Below are 26,428 nucleotides of genomic sequence, written 5' to 3'. Positions count from 1 at the left end.
TCGGAGTACATGCTTCAGGAGCCGGGTGTCGTGGGTTCGAATCCCACCGGCCCAACTGTTTATCCAAGCAGGGCCGTAGCTCAGTGGTAGAGCACCGTAAAGTCTCTGATCACAACTTCGTCGATCGCGTTTTGTTTTCCGAGCTGCATCACAACCAACAACCGAACACATTCGACTGCCGGAGTGGAGTACATGGCAACGAACCGAAAGGTTTTGCGGGTTCAAATCCCGTCCCGTCCGCTGGAGAGCAAAACGGGCGGGTTCTCTGCACCAACACCTCGTCGAGTGTTCAAAACAAATCGTGGGATGCGTGTTCCGATCGCCTGTGAGTGATATGTCGAACTCCGTCCCACAACGGTCATCCCGACTGTCGGAACGGAGTACATGAAGGTTCGATTCCCTCCGGCACCTCTTCAGTAGTTGGCTCCGTGCCAACACCGTCTAAGGTGCCGCGCTCACTTGGGAGCCACCTCTGAACCAAACTTCGTCGGGACTTTTAACTTCGTCGCGAACGGGACTTCCGGTTGCGACTGTCCAAGCAGGTGCGTCACCTGCGATACGTAGGAGGCTGTAATGGCAAATAAGTCTTTGTTTTCGAGCATCACGAGCGTTCTACCGCGAGCACTGGCTGTCAACGAAGCTGGCGGTCCGGCGTACAAGTTCCCAGCGAAGCATGCGCTCGCGCAGCTTGCGGCTACCGGTACGTTCGGAAACGTGTTCTACGCGACGGCCTCGGATCAGCTTGACCAACTGCGAAAGTTGATCGACGAAGTCGACGACAACGAGTTCCTGGCGAAGCTGGCGGTCTACTCACGTGAGCGTGCTTACATGAAGGACATGCCGGCGGCGCTGCTCGTCACGCTGTCGACTCGCGACACGGCGTTGATGCACAAGGTCTTTGACCGAGTCGCTGACAACGGACGCGTTCTGCGCACCGTGTTCCAGATGACTCGTTCGGGACAGTTCGGTCGCAAGGGTCTGTCGTCTTCGCTTCAGCGTGCGTTCCAGCGTTGGCTGAACGAGGCTTCGACGGGTAAGTTGCTGTCAAGCTCGATCGGTAACGATCCAAGCCTGCGCGACGTCCTGCGAATGGCACGTCCGACGCCGAAGGATGACGCTCGCCGAGCGTTGTTTGGTTGGCTGACCGATAAGGAAGTCGACAAGTGGGCTCCGGCGACGGAAGCGGACTTGCCGGCCGAGGTTCAGTCGCTGAAGGCGTTCCGTGCTGCGGAGACCGAAGAGGCTCAAGCGTTGATCGCTGGAGACCTGCAAGTTCGTTGGGACTTGCTGGCCGACGCTGCCAAGGGTCCGATCGTCTGGAAGGCAATTGCCCGCCAGATGGGACCGCAAGCTCTGCGCATGAACCTGAACACGCTGTTGCGTCACGACGTTTTCAAGAACGGTAACAAGCCTGACAATGCAATGATCGATTACGTTGCCGGCCGCATTGCGGATCCGGAGGCGATTCGACGTTCACGTCAGTTTCCATACCAGTTTTTGGCAGCGTACCTGAACGCTGCGGATGAGGTTCCACACAAGATCAAGTCAGCGTTGCATGACGCGGCGGAGATCGCATGTGGAAACATTCCGCAGTTGCCGGCGCCGGTCATCATCGGTCTGGACACGTCTGGATCGATGGGATGCTCGGTGACGGGATGGCAAGGTCGAGGCCGCGCGTCGAAGATGCGTTGTGTTGACGTCGCCGCGTTGTTCGCCGCAGCGATCCTGCGTCGCAACCCGGACAGCGTCGTCATCCCGTTCGACACGCAAGCCTACGATTTGTATGGAAAGGGCGCAAAGATCGATCCAAGCGATTCGATCCTGAGCCTGTCGGCACGACTGTCGAAGTACGGTGGTGGCGGAACCGATGTGTCGTTGCCGTTGGTCGAGGCTAACAAGCGGTACGCAAAGCGTACGTTTGCTGGAATCGTCCTGGTCAGCGACAACGAAAGCTGGATCAACTCGGGGCGTGTCTACGGATACGGCCGAGGCGGTTCGACTGGCGTCATGACCGAATGGGAGAAGTTCAAGAAGACGCAAGCAGCGGCCGGCATCGCCGATCCGAAGTTGGTCTGCATCGACATCGCCCCATACGGCAACACGCAAGCCCCCGATCGACAGGACATCCTGAACATCGGAGGCTTCAGCGACGCAGTCTTCAACGTCGTTAGTAACTTCCTAGAGTCCGACACCAATCGCTTCGTCCGCGAGGTCGAAGCCGTTGAGCTGTAGGACTAGAGGCTAAACATCGAAACGCCCGTGACGGAAATCTCTGTCGCGGGCGTTTTCTCGTTTGCGGTACAATCTCAGTCATGAAATCTAAAGATAAACTCGTCTCCACCAGCAAGTTTCTTAGCTTGGTCCTTCGGCATCGACCCGAAGTGATTGGTGCAAAGCTAGACCCTGAAGGTTGGCTCGCGATCGACGAATTGATTGCCCAAGCAAACGCTCACAGAAAAGCGATCACGCTGGAACTGCTTCACGAAGTGGTGGCGACGAACGACAAGAAGCGTTTCGCCTTAAGTGAAGACGGCTTGCGAATCCGCGCTAGCCAGGGCCACTCGGTATCAGGTGTCGAACTCAATCTCGAGCAGAAGACGCCTCCCGCGATTCTCTATCACGGAACGGTCGCCGCATTTCTCGACAGCATTCGAGCCACCGGTCTGCAAAAACGATCGCGTCACCACGTCCATCTCTCACCGGATCAAGAAACCGCCACCAAAGTCGGCTCGCGGCGAGGCAAGCCCATCATCCTGCGAGTCGCTGCCGAAACCATGCATCGTGACGGTCACCAATTCTATCTCTCCGCCAACGGCGTCTGGCTGGTCGATGCAGTCCCGGCATCTTATCTGACTTATTCAGGATGAATGCTACATTGAAAGAATTGAATTGACGGACACCACGAAATATTTGGGATCAGGAGTCGGAACATGGTGAATGATCACCTATCCAGACGCCAAGCTGCTTTGCAAACTGTCTTTGGCTTTTCACAGGCCGACCTAACGGTCAATCGGTCTGGAGATCTATCGGATGCTCAGAAAGAACAGATCTCAAGTACACATTTCGCGAACGTTCGTTTCGCGTGGATTGCCTTCTCGATCGTGCTTGGAGTTGGTTTCTTTGGCTTCTGTGCGGACATGCTTCGCACTGGGATGTTCGGGATTAAAACGCTGTCGATCTACGTTGGTGTAACGGTGTTTTTCAGTCTGATCCTTTGGGGTTTCACTATTCACTACCGCTATCAGATGAAGCGAACTCTTCTGGATGGAAAAACTTTCGCTGTGAAAGGTAAAATCCAGTTGATCACGAGGCGGAATGAAAAATTATTACATCGATATTTTTGTATTGACGGTCATCAGTTCCAAGTTGAACGGTATGACCACTTCAAACTGCTGCAGGAAGCTGGCTTAGCAGGCCAGGAAGCCATCGTGTACATTTCAACGCCACGGAAGGCCGTCCAGTCGGTTGAGTTGAAAACCTGATTTCCTACACGTTTCTCTAGAGCCGATCGGTAATGGAAGCGGACGAGCCGACGAGTCCTCTCCTGATCCACCAGAACGATCTAAACGTCCTCCAGAAAAGGGACTCGTCGCCTCGTCCGCTACGGTTGCTTAATCGTGAGCCGAGGGGCATTCCTTGGCCTTTGTCGCGTTTAATTCAATGAACCGATGCCATTGCTCCGGAACGTCGTCTTCATAGAAAATCGCTTCGGTTGGGCACTCGGGAACGCAGGCACTACATTCGATACATTCATCGGGGTCGATGTAGACCATCGTCTCATCCTCGTGGAAGCATTCGACCGGGCAAACCACCAAGCAAGCTTTGTCTTTGCAACCGATGCAAGGTTGAGTAACCACCATTGTCATGGGAGAGTCCGTAGGGGGTAGGCTGTAGTGGATCTTGTTAAAGATCCCTTGAGTTAGTCAGTACTGGATCCGGCCAAGGATTCCGAGCGGGAGGGATCTTTGACAAGATCCACTACCTAGGAAGTGAGGAACCTCGTTTGGAACCGGACAGCGAAGACGGGAAAGAATTTCAAGAATCCGAATCGATCACGGATCGGCCGGACGGTTGGTTGCTGCGCCAGTGGAAAAGCGGCGACGAGCAGGCGGCCGAAGTCATTTTTGACCGTTACGCTTTCCGGCTTGTGGCCCTCGTCGCCAGCCGCCTGAATCACCGGTATCGCTCGCAAATTGATCCGGACGCGGTCATGCAATCGGCAATGGGAAGCTTCTTCGACGCTGCCCGACACAGTCGCATCCAAGTCAGCCGTAGCGTTTCGCTGTGGCGATTGCTGGCAACGTTCGCTCGTCGAAAGCTTGCGCGATCGATCGAGCGTCACTCAGCGTCAAAGCGTGGTGGCGAGCAAACTCAAGTCTCTCTCGATCAGGCCTTTGATCAGCCGCAGAGCGTTAGCTCACGGTTCTCTACGGTTGGTGCCAACTATTCCGATGCGGACGAGTTATTGGATCAACTCAGAGCAGAACTTCCGGCCGATCAGTTCTCGGTCGTCGATGCCTTGCTTGCCGGCCTGACGCAACAGGAGATTGCTAAATCGCTGGGGATAGATGAACGGACTGTACGAAGGCGAATGGCACGGGTCCGAGAAACGCTTTCACCGATGCTCGATGTAGTGGATCTTGTTAAAGATCCCCAGGAACAAACGTCGTCGGAAGGATCTTTAACAAGATCCACTACGTTGCCGCGAGTCAACTACAACGGATTCGTGCTTGGAAAACTGATTGGTAGCGGTGGCTTCGGCAAAGTCTATCGTGCGAGCATGCAATCCGATGGTTGCACGGTCGCTGTAAAATTCCTTCGTAAAGCATTCTGGCAAAACGATGAAGCTCGCGAGTCGTTCATTCGGGAAATTAACGCTGCGTCCCGCATCAATCACCCTAGTGTGATCCGCTACCTCGGATACGGCGAGTCGCCACATGGCGGCCCATACGTTCTGAGCGAGTGGATCGACGGTCGCCCAATGCACGCGATCGACCGTCCCAGCGAACGAGTCAGCAAGAAGCGTTTCCTCCACTGGCTGCGACAAATCTGCGAAGCCCTGCAGGCGGTTCATGATGCTGGACTGGTTCACGGCGACCTCTCGCCCGCAAACGTTTTGATTGACAATTACGACCGAGTCACGATTACCGATTTCGGCTTTTCACAAGTATCCGCCGGAGCGACTTCTCCAATTCTCGGCGGTACTTTGGGCTTCGCAGCTCCCGAGCAGATTGATCCGGCCTTCGGAATCATCAGCCAAAAAACCGACATCTACGCCATCGGCGGTCTTATCCACTGGTACCTCACTGGGGCACCACCCAACGCTGGCGACGGTACGGCCGAAACCCTGATGAAAACAATCGATCACCAGCGTCCCAATTACGATACCAGTTCTCCAATGAACGCAAACTTTCAAAGGATTTTGCGTCGGTCGTTGGTATCGTCACCGGCGGATAGAACAATCTCGTTGAGCGAAATCAGTTGTCTCATCTCAACGGTCCTTCCATCGTAGACTTGAGTGTCTTCCCGAAACCGTCAATGGAATAATTCGGTCTGATCTGGGAAAGTTAATCAGTCCAGAAACGAGGCAGGTTGGGAAACGCGTATCTACCGCGCTCATGGTGGCTTCCCGATGGACGGGGAGAACCGCATGCTGGCGCATTGCGGCTGATCGCATGGCGTCATGTGAGTGGGGCGAGGAGAACCGCATGCTGGCGCATGGCGGTTGATTACATGGAGTCATGCGAGTGGGGGCGGGGAGAACCGCATGCTGGCGCATGGCGGCTGATTGCATGGGGGCATGCGAAATTTCACACGAAATCTCGTCGTTCCTGCACGACATTTCGTGATCCACGAAATGTCGTTTCTACTGGAAAACTGCCATTGAATCCGTAAGTGATTGACATTGAATGACTTACGAAAACCTTAAGAGTTTTGGCACAGTGCTTGCCTAGGGGATGAAACAGAAAGCTGGTGATCACCAGCTGCACTTCAACACCTTTCTCTATGGGAAACCAGATCATGACACGCCTCGCCCCCGTCGACTCATCCACCGCATCCGAGAAGTCCAGCCAACTGCTCGCCGGAGTTCAGAAGAAGCTCGGGATGACTCCCAACATGATGTCCACCATGGCTCAATCATCCGCGGTGCTGGACGCCTACTTGAAGTTCTCCGCCGCGCTGGGTGATGGCGAGCTTTCCGCCAAAACTCGTGAGCAGATCGCATTAACCGTGGGACAAGCCAATCAGTGCGTTTATTGCCTGAGCGCCCACTCCGCGATCGGAAAGATGGTCGGCCTTTCCGCAGGCGAGATTCGAGATGCTCGCACAGGAACCGCGGCCGACCCGAAGACTGAAGCGATCCTGTGGGTTGCTGCGAAGCTGGTTGAAAAGCGAGGCCTTCTATCGGACGACGACGTGGCCGCCGCCAAAGACGCCGGGATCACCGACGGAGAGCTCGCGGAAGTGGTCGCGAACACGGCGCTCAACCTGTTCACGAATTACTTCAACCACGTAGCCGAAACCGAAGTCGACTTTCCTAGCGCCGAGCCGCTCGAAACGGTTGCCTGATCAACGCCCACTTCTTTCAAACCTAGAAACACATTCAAGAACCCAAACCATGCCTCATCTAACTGACATCAAGCCTCCCTTCACACGCGAGACCGCGATCGCCAAAGTCCGTGCGGCGGAGGATGCCTGGAACAGTCGAGACCCTAAGAAGGTCTCGATGGCTTATTCGGTCGATAGCCAATGGCGCAATCGTGATACGTTTCTTTCAGGCCGTGACGAGATCGTGCAGTTCCTGTCCGGCAAATGGGATAGAGAACTTGAGTATCGCCTCGTCAAGCAGCTCTGGGCGTTTACAGACAATCGAATTGCCGTCCGTTTCCAATACGAATACCACGACGATCAAGGAAAGTGGTTTCGTGCTTACGGAAATGAGAACTGGGAATTCGACGACGACGGTTTGATGCGTCGCAGAGAGGCAAGCATCAACGACTACGCGATCGATGAAGCCGACCGCAAGTTCCACTGGGAACAAGGCTCCCGTCCCAACGAAGCCCCAGAACTCGTCGAAGTCGTGATGTGATCGCGACACCAACACTTTCCGCTCAACCACTGAATCGTAACGGAAACAGTGATGTCTAACTCAAGCCTTTCTACAGCGACGGAACCGATCCGCCGCTGTATTTAGAATGTCAACCGTGAAGACGAAAATCGGCAATGTGACGTTCGGTTGTTCAATGCGGATATAATCATGCTATGGATATTGCCACGCATGCTCTGATTGGGACAGCAACCGCTGCAGGCCTGTTTCAAACACAACCGGCGTTGGCGGTCGGTCTGGTGCTTGGAAACGTTGCTCCAGATTTGGATGCCTTGTCACGTGTGACTGGCAAACATGCGTTCCTGCGTTTTCACCAGACCTACACCCATTCTGTCGGAGCCATCGCGATGGTGCTCGCCATCGCTGCCGGCTTGTTGATCTTGGGACTCCCCGTTTGGGGCGAACTGGCGATGGGGTTGGTAGTCGGAATGGTGATGCACGTCGGACTGGACCTCACTAACTCGTATGGGGTGAAGTGTCTATGGCCGTTCTCGCAAAGACGTTTTGCACTGGATTGGATTTTCTTCATCGATGCTTTCGTCATTGCCCTATCCGCAGTGATTCTTATTGGCCAGTTCGTTTACCAGGCTGATGAAGGCTTGGTACGGTTGTTCTCGGTCGCCTTCATACTCACATTGATTCTCTATGTCGGCATACGATGCATCCTGGCGTTTCGTGCTAGAAGGCTAGTGAAGTCAGCAGACCATCAAACGGTGCCTACATCGATCATCCCCACCACATGGTCGCCTTTTCGATTCCTGGTCTGTCGGCAAAAAGATCGCTTGGTTGAAACATTCACGCTTAATGCTAGATCGGGAAGCGAAACCGATAGGGACCTCATCGAGGTCTTGGATCAACGCGTTCCAGAGGCAATCACTGAATGTCGCGAATGGTTGGTGATGCGATCCCTTTCCGATTCCTTCGTTTGCGTCGAAATTGACGAAGTCAACAAAACCTACACTTGCCGAGATCTACGAATCCGAAATTTCGGAACCAAGTTCGGCATGCTGACGTGCCAACTGGACGATCGGGGAGTCATTCAGAGAAAGACTTGGGACGTTTGATGAACGTGAATTGGAAACATCATCCATCGCACGGATTTCGGTTTTCGCTTACCGACGCTCTGGCAATCGTCGCTTGCATCTTTGCAACGGTTTGGGGCCGTCGTGAGCTGGGGGTTGTGGCATGGTTATTTCCCTTTGTGCTGGGGCACTTCTTTTTGTTCTGCAACATCTTCCGGGTTCCGCGGAAGCCGGAGTTGATTTGGGCGAGTGCATTCCTCGTGATCGTCTCAGGGTGCCTGATCGCTGATGCCTCGATTCTTCACAGCCTGTGGCTGGTTTTACCAATCACAGTGGCAGTTCTCGTCTATGCTATTCGACTACCGACCTATCACGGCGTCGGATCACAGAAGCTGACTGAAGAGGATACGAAGCTTCCCGATTGATCCCTTCTCTCAGTGGGCTCTGCAAGCCTCATTGAGGAAGGCTGATGACGCCATCATTGCGAGCTCGAAGAATTCCGTTCTTCCGGCATGAGCGCAGACCGCGTTGGCAGGTCTCGCTGGCTGTTGACTTCTTCTCCGCAAGCTTTGGCTGGGCCAATATCGTACACACCCGGCGTGGACTGCCGCCGAGTTGATCGGCAGGTACCTAGAACTTATCTTGATGCTGTCGTTTTCGCTTATCGAGCGCCGCCGGAAAGGCTTGAGGTCAAACTCAAGTAAGATAGGGCGTAAGCGGCGAGACACACATGCTGCGAAGAGAAACACTTTGGAAGATCGCGGCGACCACGCGATAAGTTCAGTTGATGGATACAAAGGCATCTAACAGCGGTCGAGGTTTGCCTGTCGATGGCAAGGCACTGCGGGACCGTCGGATTCGGCTGGGCCTCACCCAGGAAGCCGCGGCGAAACTTGCTGGCTACAGCGATCGCGTGCTTCGAAAACTGGAACAAGGAGGCCCGGTGCTCTTGCAAACACTTGACGATGTGGTCGAGACATACAACCAAAAAGATCCCATCGTCAAACTTCCGGTTTCCGCTTTTTTGAGTTCCGAACCCGAAGGCGACGTCGCAGCCTTTTGCCGTCGCTGGTTTGACTGTGTTTACAATCAACGCGACCTGTCCGTCATCGACGAAATGATGTCGGAACATGTCGAGATCCTTTCCGAAGGTGAAGTCCGACACGGCCGTGATGTGATTCGAAACCGTGTCTCTCATGTGCTTTCGGCTTTCGATCCACTGACACTGACGGTGGAAAGCATCATCACCCAAGCCAACGCGTTTGCGGTTTATTGGAGTGTCCGTAAAAAGCACGTGGGTGAATTCCTGGGCATCCCCGCCTCCGGTCGTTGGATCGAGGTCAAAGGAAGTTCCCAGGCGACAGTCCATAACGGCCAAATCATCTCGGTTCGAGATCATTGGGACATTGACGACTGCATCCGGCAGATCAACGGGGACGCATCCCGTCCCGTCTAACCGATCGCAAACTTCGAGTCCCGTTCGGAGTTGTTTCCGATGCCACGATCCTCGCTTGCCGAGGATACTTCGTCATGGACGTCGACATCCTGCGGATAAAGTTCGAAACCGAAAGCCCAATGACCACGATCACACATGGAAGCTCAATGGCAGCTCAAATTTTTCTAAACGCTGCTCTGGTTCCAATGTTCTCGGATCTCGCGAATCAGCTGATCTTCGAAACGCAACAATGAGCTACCGTTCATGTCGATGGTGTCTGGCGTCGATGAGACTTTGGCAAATTCGCTGGCTTGCACCATGGCAGCCTTCCAAAACACAACGGCAGTCGAAGAGTCGACATGGACCCGTTCGATCGTTAAGTGAATCGATTCAAAGGTCAAAAATATCGCACGGAAGTGTTGCCGAATAGAATCTCGTCCCTGAAATCGTTTCCCTGCGGCAAGCAGCACTGCGTCGTGGTGCACAAGGTCGTCAATCGGTTCGAGATTGCGGCTATTGAAAACGTCGTCGAACCAACGCCGAGTCTGTTGTTCCAGTTCCGCCCCCTCCGCGCTGGCAAAGAGGTCGATATTTAGATCAGATCGAGCATTGCGACCTGCTAAAGCGAAATACTCTTGCCAGAACTGAAGCACATCGTTTCGAGCGGAACGGCTGATCGGTCCGCCGTTTTCCAACTTACGAATCAACCGATCAGAATACCCGAGTTGTTTGGCGAGTTGCTCCTGTGTCATTCCCGCCAGCAGACGCAGTTGTTTCAGCTTTGGACCGTCAACCTTCACACTTCGCATCATCGCACTCGATCGACTTGAGCCGACAACACCCGGAATCCTTCAAACAAATGTGAGGCATGGCGAATGTCGAATTGGTCTTCAAACCAAACCAGCTTCCCGGCTTGAAACCTAAAGTAATGACTCAGCTTCATTGGTTCTTGAAGCGGCATGCCCCGAGGATGAATCCAGCTGTCTCCCCACATGTAGACCTCAAGCCCATGAGAGTAGAAATTGTGGGTTGATTGATGGTCGACGTCATCTGGTACTTCGAGGACCGAAAAGAAACGCCGGAAACCTTCTCGCAGTTCTTCGACTCCGCGGTAATCACCCGCGAAGGGAATTTCCATCGGATCACCGTTGACGCGAAAGTGAACTTCGTCGTCCAGCATGTCTTCGATGGCATCAACAATTTCGGCTTGATGCGAGTACAACGCGTCGTTGTAGCGTTTAGCCATCGCAATGGGGAAGGATTTCAAGTCCTCGGCAACGAGCTTCAGATCTTTGGTGCTGAGGTTCTTCGCGATCACGGTCAAACTATTGGCCGAACAGTTGCCACCTTGTTCTGCTTTGCGGATCAATCGCTCCGAGCAATCGCATCGCTCGGCAAGCTCCTGTTGGCTCAGACCAGCCTGGTGACGAAAGTGCCGGATCAATTCTCCATTGCATCCTCGGGGCTCTTGAGGATCGGTCTGGACTTTGGCTGGTCGCATCAGGTCTCGGCACGAGCGGAAATCGTATGTTGCATACTCGATTGTGAATAACGACCGAAAACAGAGCAATTCTGACTCAATCAAAAAGCGGCCGTTAGCGGAAATTCACATAGTATTTTTTGGGTTGCCGAGCAAAACCTGAGACTCAGCCCGCCATAGATGCCATTCGCAGACGCAACAACGCCACCTAGGCCAGCGTTCCGGTTCCGTTCCTGGACGGACTTTCAGCAGTTTAATACGGTCGGGACGAATTCTGTTTACAGGGCAGAAAGATCCCAACTTCCGTCTTTGAGAAAGCTGAAATGCCGATTTTCCGGAACCGCTCGATTAAGCCAAGCAGCAAGCAACGTGTGAATCAACGCAAGAAAGCTGCCCGTCGTCGCTTGCAAGCGGAGCTACTTGAAGATCGACGGCTGCTGGCAGCAACTGTTCTTTATGAAAACTTTGAGCCACCGGGATACACCAGTGGCTCTCTGGAAGGCAGTGCAGGCGGCCCTATTAATTCGCCAAATGGTTCGTATGCAAAGAAGTTTGGCAACTTCTCAACTCAGTATTACAGCCCTCCTCGACGCTCCCATTTTTATGCAGATCTAAGTGGCTTTGATTCGGCGTACGTTGAATTCGACTTTCAGCCTGGAGGCGGTGGAGATATGCCAGAATCCGAAGACCATCTATTCGTCGACTATCGGCGAGTAAGTGATCGAATTTTTTGGGTTCCTCCCGACTGGCAAACGCGTTTACTTGCACTGAACCCCACCGGATATTCATCAACGGCATTCACGCATGTGAAGATAGATCTGCCAGCGGATGCACTTCACCAAAATTTCGAATTGGAATTTGACTATGGACAGTCAGACTATGGTGGGCTGTTTAGCAGTGAGCGTGACAATTGGTTTATTGACAATTTACGAATCGTTGCCAATCGGCGTCCCACTTTGTCGCTATCCAGTCCGACTGGAATCAGGACAGATGATGATCTGCCCCTTCAAATTGTTTGGTCGGGAGCAGATGCGGATGGTGACAATTTAAGTGGTCTCTACTCCGGCAATGTCATCACGGTTACACGCGATGGAGAGATGATCGAAAGTTCTTCGAGTCGTAGTGGTTCGATTGCCATCGACCCCACCGATCTCGTTGGCTCTTTACCGCAGCAGTATGTCATCCAAGCGGGAGTCAGCGATGGTACGAGTAGTCGCGAGCTCACTCGTTCATTCACACTGATCGACGATGACATTGAACCGCCCGTGATTCAAGTCGGAGGCTCTGAGGGATCCGAAGCTGCATCGACACCACAAGCTTTCAATTGGTCGACGGAAGATGATTCAGGAAGCGCCTCACGAGTTATCGTCACGCGCAATGGCGAAGCAATTTTTTCACGCGAATATACGGAGAACATCTCTGGTGACTCGTTCAACTTCGATTCTTACGGAATTGGCACGTACGAGCTGTTCATCGAAGCAACAGACTTGGATCAAGACCGTGACAATGACCGACTGACTTCGACCGCAACGCGTATCGTTAACGTTCTTAATTCCCTGCCAACGCCGTCGATGGGAATTGCGACACCAATCGTTGACCGGAAGGAAGGACACGCCGTCGAGTTCTCTGGGTCAGGTTCGTCAGATCCCGATGGCGATTCGCTCAAATACATTTGGAATTTCGGTGACGGAACATTGATGGAAGGAGAGTCGGTGTTTCACGTCTTTCCGGACGACGGCGACTATGAAGTCAAGCTGACGGTCGTCGATCCTTACGGAGGGATTGGTGAAACGATCACGCACGTTACGATCAGCAATGTTGTTCCCAGTGCCCTGGTGACGCCACTCGGCTCTCCCGAAGAAGCCCGTGAATACTCTATTGAACTCACCTTGGTGGATCCGGGTGAGGACAAAACCGCAGCAACAATTCAATGGGGCGACAATACCGAAACTGCCGTAACCGCATCAGGAACATATTCGCATGTCTATGCCAGCGGAGGCACCAATGCGGACTTCCGTGTCTTACTTCAAGATGAGGACGGTGACTATGGCGAACAGTATACCTCGATGCTTACGGTTCAAAACATAGCGCCAGCGATATCTGGATTGCCGAGCTATATAACCGCGCATCCGGGTGAATCGATTCTATTTGATGTGTTAGTCACCGATGGGGCGAATGACACACTGTCCTACTTGTGGGACTTCGACGGAGACACGGTTTCAGGAAGTGATCTGCAGAGCGTTAGCCACACTTTCACGGCGGACGGTCTTTACCCGGTCAGTCTGCAGGTGACAGATTCCGATGGCTTCACTAGCACCGCAGGCACGGTGGTCGCGGTCGGGGCTCCGCTTTCTTTTTCGGTTTCCGAACAAAGCGTCACTGAAGACGTTGGCAGTCTGAGTGTGGAGGTCTCGCTGGACAATGGAATCGGTCTGGCAACGCATATCGAAGTCCCTCTTGTCGTTTCCGGGACCGCGCATGGAGATGATGCCGAAGTTGGAACTTTGCTGATTCCCGCTGGCGCAACAACTGCCACCGTGAGCGTTGATATTACAAATGATCTATTGAGTGAGAGCACCGAGATGATTGAGTTAGCCATCGGCGCAGTCGCCGGCGTTTCGGCCGGTGTGATCCCCACGCACACGATCCGGATTACGGACAATGATGACGTGCCCACCGCGTACTTCTCCGCGACCGGAGGTGTCTTTGCGGAACAAGATCAAAAGGTCACGCTTGTCGCATCGCTTAGCGAACCGGCAGGTCGAGACGTGCAAATTCCAGTCATGTTTACCGGGTCGGTAACCATCGGATCAGACTTTCAAACGCCATCGTCGATGGTGATCACGGTACCGGCAGGCGCAACCTCTAGTCAATTCGATTTGCTATTGGTCGACGATACCGAGCGTGAGCTCGCGGAAAATCTGATCGTGGAAATGCAGCAACCGATTGGCGCGGACCTGTCTACGACGTCTGGACAATCAACCCGTGCGGTGGTGACGATTCCACAAAACGATGCCCCAGAGATCCGCCTCGATTCGGCCTATCGAATCACGTCCGAGGATGTCTCGGAACTGTACCTGACGGCACGCCTGTCGGCGATTTCGGACCAAGCGATCAGCGTGCCATACTCCATCAGTGGGACGGCCGAGAACGGAGAGGACTTCTTTTTGCTGGACGGTTCGATCCTGTTTTTGCCCGGCAGCCTCGAATCCAGTTTGCGCGTCAATATCAACGACGATCTGATCGATGAGCCAATCGAGTATTTTGCTGTCCAGCTTGAAGATCCAGGGACGGCTTTGCTTGGGACCTCACGTACGATCGTCACCGAAATTCTGGACAATGACATTGCGAGCGTATCATTCTCGACCGAAACGATTGAGGCATTCGAAGATGAATCTTCGATCACAGTCAATGTCGTGCTCTCGAACCCGCTCAGTCAAGCTGTAACGATTCCGATTGTCGTTAAAGGAACTGCGGTCGAAGGTATTGATTACACGCTTTCAACCACATCGGTGACGTTTGATCCGCTCGAGACTTCCAAGTCGATCACGGTGAATTTGCTAGACGATTCATTGAATGAACCGACGGATAACCTTTACCTACAATTCGGTGACGTCTCAGGTGTTGCTGTGGGAGATCTACAGCAAACCGCCATTGTGATTCGTGACGAAGATCCCATCATTCGACTCCGTCAGGCAAGTTTCTCGGTTCTGGAAAGCGATAGCCAATATCAAATCTTTGCAACCCTTTCCGCCCCTTCGAACGAGAGCATCACCATCCCGCTTCTCTACCGTGGAAGTGCCACAAGAGGCATCGACTACGCCGGACCGTCATCGATCACGATTCCGGCCGGCGAAGTTTCAGTTAGTATTGGCGTATCGCCGATTAATGATGTCGATTTCGAAGGTGACGAGCAAATTCGTGTTTACGCGCAATCGCCCACCTCAGGTGAGTTCGCGAACTCAACGGTGTTGACAACGGTGCTTCGGGATGACGATGAACCTCAGCGCCTATTCTGGACGGTGGCGGAACAGACGGTTGTTGAAGGAATTAACTACACGACGCTGCAAGTAGAGTTGACTCGGCCTGCATCCGAAACCGTATCCGTTGGAGTCGAATACATAGGTGGATCGGCGCGACTCGGCACCGACTTCATTCCGACGGTTCATTCGGTATCAATTCCTGCCGGCCAGACAAAGGCTTTGCTGGATGTGATCATCGAAGATGACGAACAGAGTGAGTACAGGGAAGACTTTCGGCTCAAACTAATTAACGCCAGAAATGCGTTGCTACCGGTGGATCCTCGACTGCACTATGCGACTGTTAAGATCACCGACAATGAAATCCTAAGTGTTTCGCAATCCTTGCAGCTGGTGTCAAATCTCGACGCTTACATTTCCGAGCAGGTTAAGGATGAAGCAAGTGAGGTTTCCAATAGCATTAAGCAAAAGCTAGCGGAAAACCAAAACTCGATTGTTGATGCGATCCTCGCTTCGGCCGACTTACTGGTGAAGTTGATTCCGCCGCCGTTCAACATTGTTGCGGAAGTTCCCGTCAAAACGACTCAGTATCTGCGTGAGAGATACCCGGGAACGGGGGCTGCCGTTTTTGACGAAGCGGGGATACGCGCAGACTTCGATCGAGATGAATGGGGGTTCATGCGGAAATTGGCCGCCGAAGTGTCCAAGAACATCATGCTTGACTATGTCGGTTCCCTTTATGATTTAAGCTTCAAAATATTCGTTAAGGTGGGGGACTGGCTTGGAGAAAACGTCAAGCTAGACCTGCAAACTGGGCATATTGAAATTCCTGCTTGGAATTTCAACACGCGTGAGATCACAACAGAGAAAGTTCTCGACGCGATCGATACATGGGATGACGGTGCCTCAGAATGGCTGCAACGAAATACGTGTTCCAACTGTGGGGTTTCGGGACTCAGCATTAACTCGGTCGTAGAAGCAGTCGAATCGTTGTTTGGTCCCTCAGCCAACCGTACTGTTTTCGTGGACGCCAACTTTAACGGGAGCTTTGATCCGTCGGAGCCGTCTGCCGTTACATCGATTGATGGACGAACCTTGATCTTCGGCATGGAAACCGTTGATGCCAATGAGAACGGAATACTTGATCCCAACGAAGGTCAGTGGATTGCCACCGGTGGAGTGGACGTCTCAGTGGACCGGCCGATCGAGATCTCATCGCGTGCTCCGTCTACCTTCTCCGTCATCACACCAACTTCAACCCTGATCACTTCACTTCTAGAAACGGGAGACTATGAGAGGAGTGAAGCTGGACATGCGTTAGCGGAACGCCGGGTACTTGATGCTCTGGGGGCAACAAACGTTGTCACCGCCGATACCAATTTTATCGTTGCCGCCGCCAATGGATACACCGATTCGGCGTTGCTGTTTGCGAGAGAAACCGAACTCTACAACTTGGTGATCGGAATCTCCAAGTTATTCCATGCCGCTGAACCGTCTTTGTCATTGCAACAGTACGCCGATTGGGTCTTCATCGATGTTGCCGAAAAAGTTGCTCGAGGCGGATCGTCCTTCCGTTCGTCGATTCCACTTGTTGTTGGAAACGTGATCGAGGGAGTTTCAGTCCGATCCGGGGTGCAAATCGATGCATCCATTCTGGAGTCCGTTGCGACGGCACTGGCGAACGCCAATTTGCAAATCGAACAAGTCACGCCGGAAGGCAGTCAAGCCTTTTTGGAGCATGTCGTACGTGTTCAACAAATCGCACAAACAAATTTGGTTGAACGCATCGAACAGCTAAATCGCGGTGAGCTATCGGCAGCTGAATTTGATTTGCTGGGATATGCGTCGGCAATCTCGTCCGAAATTGAAACGGCGGAGATTGGCAATATTACTCCTGTCTACCTGGCTGCGTTTGATGCCGTAGGACGGGAGTCGACGGGCGCGCAAAACAATGTGTTTTCCTTCACCGTGTCAGCGATTGGAGAGTCGAGTCATTTGCCCATCACCGTTGACTACGAAGTGATCTCTCAAACCGCAACTGCTGGTGAGGATTTCGAAGCTGTCACCGGCACATTGACCTGGCAGCCGGGTGATCTGTCCGATCGACAGGTCGAGGTGCAGGTTTTTGCGGACTCGGATTTCGAGAACGACGAATCCTTCCAGTTAGTACTCAAAGATCCGATGAACGCCGTATTGCTTCGATCGTTTGCAGACGGTTCCATCATCAACGACGATTCGCTTGTGCTGGATTCCGCGAACGGCTCGCAGGATACCCTGGCAGTCTCCGCCGGTTCAGGATTCGCGGTGATCACGCGGAATGGGGAAGAGATCTTTAGTGGCTCTGCCGGCCAGGACGCTTCAATCACACTCCAAACCGATGAACTGGATTTAATCACCGTTTACAGCGATGCAGAATCTAGTATTCAGCTTTCGGAAAATTATGCGGGACACATCACGCTAAGCATTGATTCATTTGAAATCGAAATCGATGGTTCTCCAATGATTTCCGGTGAAGGCATGACCAATGTCATTGGCTTGCCCCGTCTTTCTGATTTAGGGCAAAGCCTGAATCTCAACACCGTGGTGCCCGATGAGTTTCTCGACACATCCACTTCAATTTCTTGGGACTTGACTCTGGATGGAGTCACGGTGGACTCCTCACAAGGGAATGTCGTTGAGTTGTCTTCCAACAGTACCGGGCTTCACGTCCTGACGATGGAAATCGCCGATGGTTATCGCTTCACGTCGATGTCGCAGGAAGTATTCATCGGTGGCGAAGGTCCAGTTGCCGTTGATGACGACTTTGTAGCCAGAGAAAAGCAGATGTTGGAAGTCGACAGTCTGCTTGGTCTTCTTCGCGATGATTTTGCATCTCCAGGGACGACGATCTCGCTGACCGAAATTGATGGGCAACCGATTCTAGAAGAGGGGCCGTTCTTGTTCGAGACCGCTGCGTTAAATCCGTCGTTGCCATATCTGGCAACGTCGCTTAACAGCGATAATTTTTACGGCGTTCGATTTGAAGTGACAGCGACCACGCATTTGGATCAAGTGGGTGGAAACTTCCAATTCTTTACCGGGACGGGGCCGTTTGCCGCAGTCGTCGCACTCGATGATGCAACGGATTTGCCTGACTCGGAGGATCTTTCGACGCCTGATGTGCTCGCCACCACTGTCATCCCGCTTGCTTTTCAAGATGACGGTGACAAACGTGGAGCGATTGACGTGACATTGCAGCCGGGCTGGTATGCGGTCATGTTCGGCACAGGGAAATTTGGTTCGAACGGCATTACGAATTTATTTCTCAATAGCGACCCAGTTGGCGATCAATCATTTATCCATGCACAGCCAGGTGTGCCAAGGTTCCTAGCACCAACGGCGGCATCCGGAATTCCCGGGGCACGTTTCGTTTTGGAAGGTAGCACCTTGTCGACGATGAGGACAGTCACGCTGGGGTCGGGCGCGAGGATCCTTGCAAATTCAGACGGCAGTTTTTCGTACAATCCAGCCGGCGCATTTGACGACCTTGCAACCGGAGAAACCGGCGTCGATGAGTTCAGCTACACGATCGAAGACTCCGGCGGACGAATTGACACTGGACGTGTAGCGATTTCAGTTGCCGGGGAGAATGATGCGCCAATTGCTGAAGATGATTCGTACTTCGTCTCGGAAGATTCGCTTCTGACCCCGGTTACCAACGTCGGCATCTTGTCGAATGACACGGACGTGGACGGCCGACAACTACGTTTAGCGACGGTCAATGGTCAACCCGCCGGTTCGACCCTGACATTGTCTTCCGGCGCTATTCTTCAAACCTCATCGGAAGGGAACTTCGTCTTTGACCCTCGCACTGCTTATGATTCGATGACGGCAGGCCAAGCTGTCGAAGAGGTCTTCACATATACGGTCGTGGATGAAGGCGGATTGTCTTCAACAGCGACGGTCACGATCACGATCAATGGTGTCGATGATGCCCCGAATGCGGTTGCAGACGAGTATGCGGTCGCAGAAAACGATTCTTTGACGATCGAAGCTCCTGGCATAATAGCGAATGATCGAGATGCGGAAGGCACCGAGCTGGGCGTCACCGCGATCGAAGGCGATCCGATTCCAATCTACGCATCTTATTCCTTCGCAACTGCCTCGATCGATTCGGGATCTTCGGAAGTTTACACGGTGATCAATGAAGGCAATTTCTACGGAGTTCGCTTCCAGGTCGAAGAAACCCTTCACCTGGACCGAGTGGGAGGCAATTTTAAGTTCCTCACCAGCACGGGTCTGTTTGCATCGGTCGTGGCTTTGGAGAACGAGAACGATTTCCCTGATTCGTTTGACCTTTCAACTCCGGATGTGATCGCATCAACGGTGATTCCGCTCGCGTTCGGAAGTGACGGAAATGTGCGTGCGGACATCGATGCGATACTACAACCCGGTTGGTACGCCCTGATGTTGGGTACCGGAAAGTTCGGTACGACGGGCAGTGCTGGGTTGCTACTCAACAATTCACCCGGCGAAGATGATTCTTTCATCCACTCACGATTGCTTGTGCCGGAATTCCGTGAGCCGACTGTGGCGACGGGGATTCAGGGGGCCTGGTTTGCTTTGGAGGGACGTTCAGAGGCAGGAGAAATCTCGATCTCGCTGGCGTCCGGCGCCACCGTCGTCGGTCTTCTTGATGGTAGTTTTTCCTATGACCCAGGAACGGCATTCGACTATTTGCCGGAAGGAATGTCGGCGACCGATCAGTTCACTTATACGGTCACCGATGCGACAGGCAAGTCCTCGGTCGGAACCGTCGCCATGACAATCAACGGTGAGAACGATCCGGCATCTCTGCATGGTGACCTCAGTCCCGTGATCGATGAAGACACTGATTTTGTCGCTGGACTTCTGTCCGTTGATGATGTGGACCAGGGCGAAGCATACGTTGTTCCATCAACCCAAATCGGAAACTTCGGCAGTCTCACAATCCACAGCGATGGCAGCTGGATCTATGACTTGGACAACGCGGCCGTTCAATTCTTGAATGACGGCGATCAAGAATCGGATGCTTTCCAAGTTTCATCACGAGACGGATCAGCCAGCGCGATATTGACTTTCTCTATTTATGGCGGTGACGACTCAGATACCGATGGCGTTGGCGACGAGATTGAACGTGCTATTGGAGATGGGAATGGCGATGGAATAAACGACAGTGATCAAGACAACGTCGCTTCACTACCAAGCGTGGTGAGTGGATCAAACCTCACAATTGCCGCGGCGAACGGTTTCACGCTTACAAATGTACTCAGTACGTCGATTCCAAGTTTTGACGTCGCGCCACCACAAGGGATTGAATTTCCGATTGGATTCACACAGTTCACCGTCGACGTCGAAAACCCCGGCGATTCGACAACCATCACGATCTTTTTTGATGAGGCGGAGTCTTTTAACGCGATTTACAAGTTTGGGGTGACTCCAGATAATCCAACGCCTCATTACTACGAGTTCGCTTACGATGAGGCGAGCGGTATCGGGGCACAGATTCTGTCTGCCCCGTCCCGAATCGTGTTGCACCTTGTTGATGGCGGTTCAGGGGATTCCGATGGTCTCGTCAACGGCAGCATCAGCGATCCGGTTGGATTGGCGCTCGCACAGCGAATCGGTGACGACTATGTCAGCTTGATCGAGGACGAATCGATCACGGTTGACGTGCGAGCAAACGATGTTGGCGATGGCGAATTGGACATCCAATCGATTACCCAGCCCGAGCATGGAACGAGCCAAATCAACCTGGACGGGTCGATCACCTACACGCCTGCCCTGGATTACTTTGGTCCCGATAACTTTCAGTACAGTGTCTCTAACAACACTGGGCAACTCTTTACCGCGACTGTCTACGTCACTGTTGTTCCGGCGAATGTCGCGCCGAGCATTTCGGGCCCCATCTTATTCAGCGCGAATGAAGATCAAGGACTCGTTCTTATCGATCTGCTGCAAGGAGCAGCCGATATCGATGGTGATGAGATGAGCGTCGTCGGTCTGACGCACGCCGCTGGAGATGACGCCGGGGTGACAATCGAGGGGATGTCGCTGTCGATTGATTTGTCACTGTATCAGTCGATTCCCAGTAATGGCCACGAAATTCTGGAGTATCACTACGACATTTCTGACGGAAACGGCGGATCGGTTAACCAATCGGCGACCATCACGATCGTAGGTGTGAATGATGCTCCAGAACTATCGTTCGACTTGGAATCCGTGACAGTTTCTGAAGGAGTCATTGCCTCGAACACCGGATCATGGAGTGATTTGGATCTGGGTGACGAAGTGACGTTGTCAGCGTCCAACGGCATCATAGTAAAATCAAGTGACGACCGATGGGCGTGGAGTTTTGAGAGTTCAAATGGCCCATCGGAATCACAGACGATCGTGATCACGGCAGACGATGGAAGGGGAGGGATCTCCGCAGCAAGCTTCAACTTGAATATCACCAACGTAGCACCAACCGCGTCAGACGCGACATTCTCCATCGTTGAGAACTCGCCCAACGGCACACTCATCGGAGTTGTAACCGCAACCGACCCGGGGGCGGATACACTTGAATTCTCAATCACCGGTGGAAGTGGGGCGACGGCTTTTGCGATTGACTCGGCTTCGGGAGCGATCTCGGTTGTTGACGCTTCACAGCTTGATTATGAAACCACCTCCTCCTTCGATTTGGAAGTGACAGTCAGCGATGGAGATGGCGGCTTCGACACCGCGAATGTGCAGATTGACTTGATCAACATGGCCAGCATCTCTGGCGTTGTGTTCGTCGATGTGAATCAAAACGGCCAGTTCGATGCCAATGAACCAGGAATCAACGGTGTTGTGGTCGAACTACGCGATCAAAATGGAAATGCGGTACTCGATTCACACGGCAATGCGATCAACCAACTGACCAGTGACGGTGGGTTGTATTTATTCGAAGACTTGCCGGCATCGACCTACCAGTTGTATCAGATCCAACCGACCGGAGTCTCTGACGGTGGCGAATCACTTGGTTCGCTCGGCGGCTTGCAGATCGGCGATGACACGATGCAGCTGACAATTTCGGATGTCGACGCGTTCGATTACACCTTTGCCGAGATCGGGTCCCAAGTAACATCGGGTGACACCGCGGGAATTGGATTCTGGCAAAACAAACGCGGTCGGGCGTTGATCACCAGTGGCGGTGAAGACTTGGCGATTTGGCTTACAATTAACTTCGGCAATATCTTCGGTGACTCCCTGTCTGGAGCCGATGGTGCGGACGTCGCAAGATTCTATCGCAACGAATTGTTCAAACATCGGGCCAAGAAAAGTGCCGGACCGGCGAAGGTCGATGCACAGTTCATGGCCGTCGCTTTGGCAACCTATTTCACCAGCAGTCAGTTGGCAGGAACCGTCGCGAATAGCTATGGCTTCAACGTCACCAGCACCGGAATTGGGACGCGTGTGGTGAATGTCGGTTCGACGGGTGCGGCGTTTGGTGTCGACGACAACTCAGAGCTGACCGTGATGCAATTGCTTCAAGCCACGAATCGATTGACGGATGAAGCGAACGCCACCAGTGGTTTCGCTTACATCTACGATTCCGATGGCGACGGAGACATGATGGAAAGCGAGATCGAATTGCGTCGGCAGGCCAATCAGTTGTATCGTCTTATCAATACCATCGATAACCAATCTGACTCAGAACTTTCTAGTCTCTGGTCTTTTCTGACAAGCTTCCGACTGTCTTGTTAAAGTTGATGAGAGAAATGCCAGATGCACCGTCACAGCCGTTCGTTGAGATTGAGAACGGTGCTGCGACTTAGCTCTTTGGTGGCTTCGAATGCTGGGTTCGTCCTTCAATCAGAAGACGCGTCTGGATTGCGGGCTAACCATAGCAAGTCGCTTAGCTGTTTCATTTGTTCGCGACTAAGATGCTTCAATTGTTCGCGGTGTAGGTTGTCTAGAGGTTCGTCCATCCGCTTTAAAAGCGAGGTCCCTTTCCGAGTCAGTTTCACCCATACGACACGACGATCTTTCTCGCAGCGGTTCTTTTCAGCGAATCCCAATGAAACCAGGCGGTCGACCAGTCGGGGTAGATCTGACTGTCGCGTCAACATTTGCTCGCCGATCTGATAAACCGATACCGGCTTGCCATGCCCACGCAAGATTCTTAGAGCGTTGTATTGCGCGGAAGTAATACCGTGCTCTTTGAACAATTCATCGAACGGTTGATTCAATGCAGAAAACGTCTTGGCCAGATTCAAAGCGACTTCGCGTTCAGGCAGAAGCTGATCCGGATGGCGCATCCCGATTTCGAGGCCAATACCTGACCTCTGAGATTTCTTTTTCATTTAGCTTCAGCTTATTCTAACCCAGCCGAACGGAAGTCATACTTAGGCTGCCACCAACCATCTCATTGTTGAACAATTTCAGCGTATCCGGATTGTGCTCCAAACCGAGCACATAAAGCAAAGGCAGATAGTGATCCGGAGTCGGAACGGCCAAGTTCATCGCCCGCCCTTGCTTGGAATAGTCGACTAACTTCTCGTAGTCGCCGGTGGTAAGCTGCTGATTGACAAAGTTCTGTGCTTCGAGCGCCCAGTCAAAACCATGATTGCGACGCTGCATGTTCTGAAAATCGACAAGCCGTAGATTGTGGACAATATTCCCGCTGCCAACAATCAGAATTCCACGTCGTCGCAGTGCATCAAGCTGCTGGCCCAATGCAAAATGAACCTCGGGTGCTTTTGTGCGATCAAGACTCAACTGAACCACCGGAACATCGGCGTTGGGATAGAGATGGGTCAGTACCGTCCACGCTCCGTGATCGAGCCCCCAAGAATCATCGAGCGATGCTGACGTCTTGGTGATCAGGCCTGCCGTCGCCTGGGCTAGCTCTGGACTTCCAGACGCCGGGTATTGGAATTCATGTAACGCACGAGGAAATCCGCCAAAATCGTGGATCGTTTTTGGCTTTTTCATCGCGGTGACCTTCGTCCCATGTGTGTACCAGTGGGCTGAGATGCACAAGATCGCCTTTGGAGTTGGGATTGTCTTCGCGACGGAACGGAATCCTTGCACAAAGCGATTCTCCTCGAGCGCATTCATGGGACTGCCGTGTCCAAGAAACAAAGCAGGCATCGTCTCAGAATGCGGTAATTCCTGAGCGAAAGCGTCAAGCTGATTCAAACTGTTAATCGACAAGGTGCTGCCTACAAGTGCTTTCCCAAAATCTCGACGTTCCATGGTAAAGGTGACCTCCCAGCTTTCGCGTATCTGCCAACCCAATCAATAGTATCTGTTACAACAGATATCGGCAAGGCTAATAGCATGATTGAGCGTGGGCAAGAATTCTTGAGCAGAAATTACGACGGTGTCTTTTGTCCGGGCGGCCCACAGGTTGGGCGTGGCGCGAAGAGCGCGAAAAGCCCGTTGCGATCGAAGGACCGCGTCTGAAAAGAGAAGCCGATGAAAGGAGGAAGGCAGAAGGACAAGGGATGAAAATGTAGTGGATGAGGCGACGAATCCCCCCGTCGTCAATCACTTGCGAGGACTCGTCGCTTTATCCATTACACCTTGTCCACTACTCTGAATACTCAAGCGGCAGGGTGCATGATCTATGCTGGTTCGGGCAGAACTTTGCCGGTTCGAGCATCGACACGATGCATACGCGTGATCTCGCCTGCGGAGCTACTGGAAAACTTTAGTGAGACCAACCAATAGGGTTGATCGGGCACATTTGCGGCAACCATGGCTCGACGGATCTCGGGATCGTTCACTCCGTTTTCGCTATAGAGCTTGGCGTGAAATTCTTGCTCGCGACGAATCCTTTCGGCATCGAAAAAGACTGCCGAGCATTTCGTGCCCGGCTCGATGTCTCCGAAATGCTCGATAACGATCATGATCGCCGCTTTTTGATCAATCTCTCGCACGCTGACTCCGCTGTGTTGTTTGAACTTCCGCGTCCCTATTGTCGTCATGCCGAGTTTGAACGCAAGCGTCTAGTCGGATGTAGAGGAGATGGGACTTCTTCGTAGTGGACGACGCGAGGAGTCCTTCTTTCTGAGTCTTACCGCTGAGCGAATCGTTCAAGAATCGACTACCCCGCTCAATTTATCGGCGTCACTTCCATTGCTGCATTCCGAGCCTTCTTAGCCGCGAAATGATTCGGTCATATCGATCCCAGAAATCTGTGTCGAAGGTTTTTAGTTCGGGGTAGCCGGGGACAAGACATCCGGTGAATGGGTATTTCGAAAACTGATCGGTTTTCACAAGTCCGCTTCGCTCGGGGTTTCTTGCAATGTATTCGCATAGCTGCCTGAAATTGGCTTCCTTGCGATCATCTTCTTTCAGGACATGATCGTAGGCTTGATCTTGAAGTGCAAAGCCAACGCGCTGAAGCGATTCGTCACATCGCGTATGAAAGTGCTTCATCGCATTTAGCTGATCGCATTGAAGGTATAGTCCGATCCAAACCATGTGAATATGATCCGGCATCATGCAGTAAATCGGGCAGGCTAATCCATACCGAAACATCGTGTGTGTGATGAGCTCTCGAAACCGATAGTAGAATGCCGAATTGAGCCATCCTTTATTACGGTTAAGAATTGTGACAGTCCAGTGAATAATCGCCTCTGCCTGGTAGTGTTCTCTAGAGAGGCGTTTCAAGTGCTCTCGTTTCATGAAAATCCTTTTGGGGAAGGACTCGTCGCCTCGTCCACTACGGTTCATCGTTGGGACTCGTCGCCTCGTCCACTACCATCATAGATGTTATCCCAGGGTTTCACCGCGTTCTAGCATTGCGATGAACTCGGTGATTTTCCTTGCTTTGGTCTCGGGCTTCTTTGCATTATGGAGTCGACAATAGAACGCAAACTTCTTGGACTTTGAAAGCGTCGCGTAGAACTTGCTTGCCCTTTTTGACTTCTTCAACGCGGCGAGAAACGCTTCGGATTCTTCGAACGTCGAACTCGAGGCATAGGCGTTATCCCAACGGCCATCGGCCTTGGCTGCTTCCACTGCTGCATGGCCTGCTGGCTTCATGCGGCCGTCACAGATAAGCCGTTCGACATGCTGCTTGTTTACCTGAGACCAGACGCTTCGTTTTTGCCTCGGTGTAAACTTATGAATCCATGAGACGTCGTCGCCTTTGCGTACCGGCCCATCGATCCAACCGAAACACAATGCGACGTCAAGTGCCTCTGCATATGTGACACTTTTAAGTCCGCTGCCTTTTTTAAAGAACTGAATCCAAACACCACGATGATCGGCATGATGTTTGTTGAGCCATCGTTCGAAAAGCGCCGGAGTACGAAATGCGATAACTGGCTTGCCGTCAGGCGATACAAGGGCGGCTGCAGCGGTCGCCCCTTTTGATTTCTTTTTTGCCATTTCCGTAGGGATTGA

18 protein-coding genes are annotated in these 26,428 nt (G+C 52.7%); 10 read left to right on the top strand and 8 right to left on the bottom strand.

The genetic code is table 11. The features are described from left to right. Positions 1-573: 573 nt before the first annotated feature. The 3 genes from LOC67_RS10395 (at position 574) to LOC67_RS10385 (ending at position 3,482) form a co-directional block, all read left to right on the top strand. The gene (locus LOC67_RS10395) at positions 574-2,232 is read left to right on the top strand and encodes a TROVE domain-containing protein (RefSeq protein WP_230262531.1); all 1,659 of its coding nucleotides are present in this window, start codon (positions 574-576) and stop codon (positions 2,230-2,232) included. An 80-nt stretch (positions 2,233-2,312) separates the two neighbouring features. Then, positions 2,313-2,867, top strand: a complete 555-nt coding sequence (locus tag LOC67_RS10390; RefSeq protein ID WP_230262530.1) for an RNA 2'-phosphotransferase — start codon at positions 2,313-2,315, stop codon at positions 2,865-2,867. Positions 2,868-3,101: 234 nt separating this feature from the next. Next, on the top strand, positions 3,102-3,482 hold the full coding sequence (locus LOC67_RS10385) for a hypothetical protein (RefSeq protein ID WP_230262529.1): 381 nt from the start codon (positions 3,102-3,104) through the stop codon (positions 3,480-3,482). A gap of 129 nt (positions 3,483-3,611) precedes the next feature. Here LOC67_RS10385 and LOC67_RS10380 read toward each other — a convergent pair whose 3' ends face one another. Continuing rightward, entirely contained in the window at positions 3,612-3,866 is a 255-nt protein-coding gene (locus LOC67_RS10380) for an indolepyruvate ferredoxin oxidoreductase subunit alpha (RefSeq protein ID WP_230262528.1), read from the bottom strand. Between the two features lie 137 nt (positions 3,867-4,003). On the opposite strand from LOC67_RS10380, the gene LOC67_RS10375 reads away from it, so the two are divergent. From LOC67_RS10375 to LOC67_RS10350, 6 genes are all read left to right on the top strand, one after another. After that, positions 4,004-5,512: a sigma-70 family RNA polymerase sigma factor gene (locus tag LOC67_RS10375; protein WP_230262527.1), complete on the top strand. Its 1,509-nt coding sequence runs from the start codon at positions 4,004-4,006 to the stop codon at positions 5,510-5,512. 509 nt (positions 5,513-6,021) lie between these two features. Beyond that, positions 6,022-6,570: a carboxymuconolactone decarboxylase family protein gene (locus tag LOC67_RS10370; RefSeq protein ID WP_230262526.1), complete on the top strand. Its 549-nt coding sequence runs from the start codon at positions 6,022-6,024 to the stop codon at positions 6,568-6,570. Positions 6,571-6,619: 49 nt separating this feature from the next. Then, the gene (locus tag LOC67_RS10365; RefSeq protein WP_230262525.1) at positions 6,620-7,090 is read left to right on the top strand and encodes a DUF1348 family protein; all 471 of its coding nucleotides are present in this window, start codon (positions 6,620-6,622) and stop codon (positions 7,088-7,090) included. A gap of 173 nt (positions 7,091-7,263) precedes the next feature. After that, on the top strand, positions 7,264-8,172 hold the full coding sequence (locus LOC67_RS10360; RefSeq protein WP_230262524.1) for a metal-dependent hydrolase: 909 nt from the start codon (positions 7,264-7,266) through the stop codon (positions 8,170-8,172). Beyond that, positions 8,172-8,555, top strand: coding sequence for a hypothetical protein (locus LOC67_RS10355; protein WP_230262523.1), 384 nt, complete (start codon positions 8,172-8,174; stop codon positions 8,553-8,555). Before LOC67_RS10360 ends, LOC67_RS10355 begins: the two co-directional genes overlap by 1 nt. A gap of 362 nt (positions 8,556-8,917) precedes the next feature. Next, positions 8,918-9,586: an ester cyclase gene (locus LOC67_RS10350; RefSeq protein ID WP_230262522.1), complete on the top strand. Its 669-nt coding sequence runs from the start codon at positions 8,918-8,920 to the stop codon at positions 9,584-9,586. Positions 9,587-9,750: 164 nt separating this feature from the next. On the opposite strand, the gene LOC67_RS10345 is transcribed toward LOC67_RS10350, so the two are convergent. Then, a complete protein-coding gene (locus LOC67_RS10345) occupies positions 9,751-10,377 on the bottom strand; it encodes a nuclear transport factor 2 family protein (protein ID WP_230262521.1) in 627 nt (208 codons plus the stop codon). Continuing rightward, the gene (locus LOC67_RS10340; protein WP_230262520.1) at positions 10,374-11,066 is read right to left on the bottom strand and encodes a helix-turn-helix domain-containing protein; all 693 of its coding nucleotides are present in this window, start codon (positions 11,064-11,066) and stop codon (positions 10,374-10,376) included. Before LOC67_RS10340 ends, LOC67_RS10345 begins: the two co-directional genes overlap by 4 nt. A gap of 302 nt (positions 11,067-11,368) precedes the next feature. On the opposite strand from LOC67_RS10340, the gene LOC67_RS10335 reads away from it, so the two are divergent. Then, a complete protein-coding gene (locus tag LOC67_RS10335; protein ID WP_230262519.1) occupies positions 11,369-22,774 on the top strand; it encodes a Calx-beta domain-containing protein in 11,406 nt (3,801 codons plus the stop codon). A 104-nt stretch (positions 22,775-22,878) separates the two neighbouring features. Here the strand turns inward: LOC67_RS10335 and LOC67_RS10330 are convergent, their stop codons facing one another. The 5 genes from LOC67_RS10330 to LOC67_RS10310 form a co-directional block, all read right to left on the bottom strand. Beyond that, entirely contained in the window at positions 22,879-23,373 is a 495-nt protein-coding gene (locus LOC67_RS10330) for a MarR family winged helix-turn-helix transcriptional regulator (protein ID WP_230262518.1), read from the bottom strand. Between the two features lie 16 nt (positions 23,374-23,389). Next, complete coding sequence (gene ygiD, locus LOC67_RS10325) at positions 23,390-24,163, bottom strand: 4,5-DOPA dioxygenase extradiol (RefSeq protein ID WP_230262517.1); 774 nt, start codon at positions 24,161-24,163, stop codon at positions 23,390-23,392. 476 nt (positions 24,164-24,639) lie between these two features. After that, entirely contained in the window at positions 24,640-25,002 is a 363-nt protein-coding gene (locus LOC67_RS10320; RefSeq protein WP_230262516.1) for a hypothetical protein, read from the bottom strand. Between the two features lie 142 nt (positions 25,003-25,144). Next, the gene (locus tag LOC67_RS10315; protein WP_230262515.1) at positions 25,145-25,753 is read right to left on the bottom strand and encodes a hypothetical protein; all 609 of its coding nucleotides are present in this window, start codon (positions 25,751-25,753) and stop codon (positions 25,145-25,147) included. Between the two features lie 39 nt (positions 25,754-25,792). Then, entirely contained in the window at positions 25,793-26,413 is a 621-nt protein-coding gene (locus LOC67_RS10310) for a YdeI/OmpD-associated family protein (RefSeq protein WP_230262514.1), read from the bottom strand. Positions 26,414-26,428: the final 15 nt, after the last annotated feature.

This window comes from Stieleria sp. JC731 (genome assembly GCF_020966635.1).
In the GTDB taxonomy this organism is placed as follows: Bacteria; Planctomycetota; Planctomycetia; order Pirellulales; family Pirellulaceae; genus Stieleria.
The sequence above is the reverse complement of the archived record's forward strand: the minus strand, read 5'-3'. Positions and strand labels throughout refer to the sequence as shown.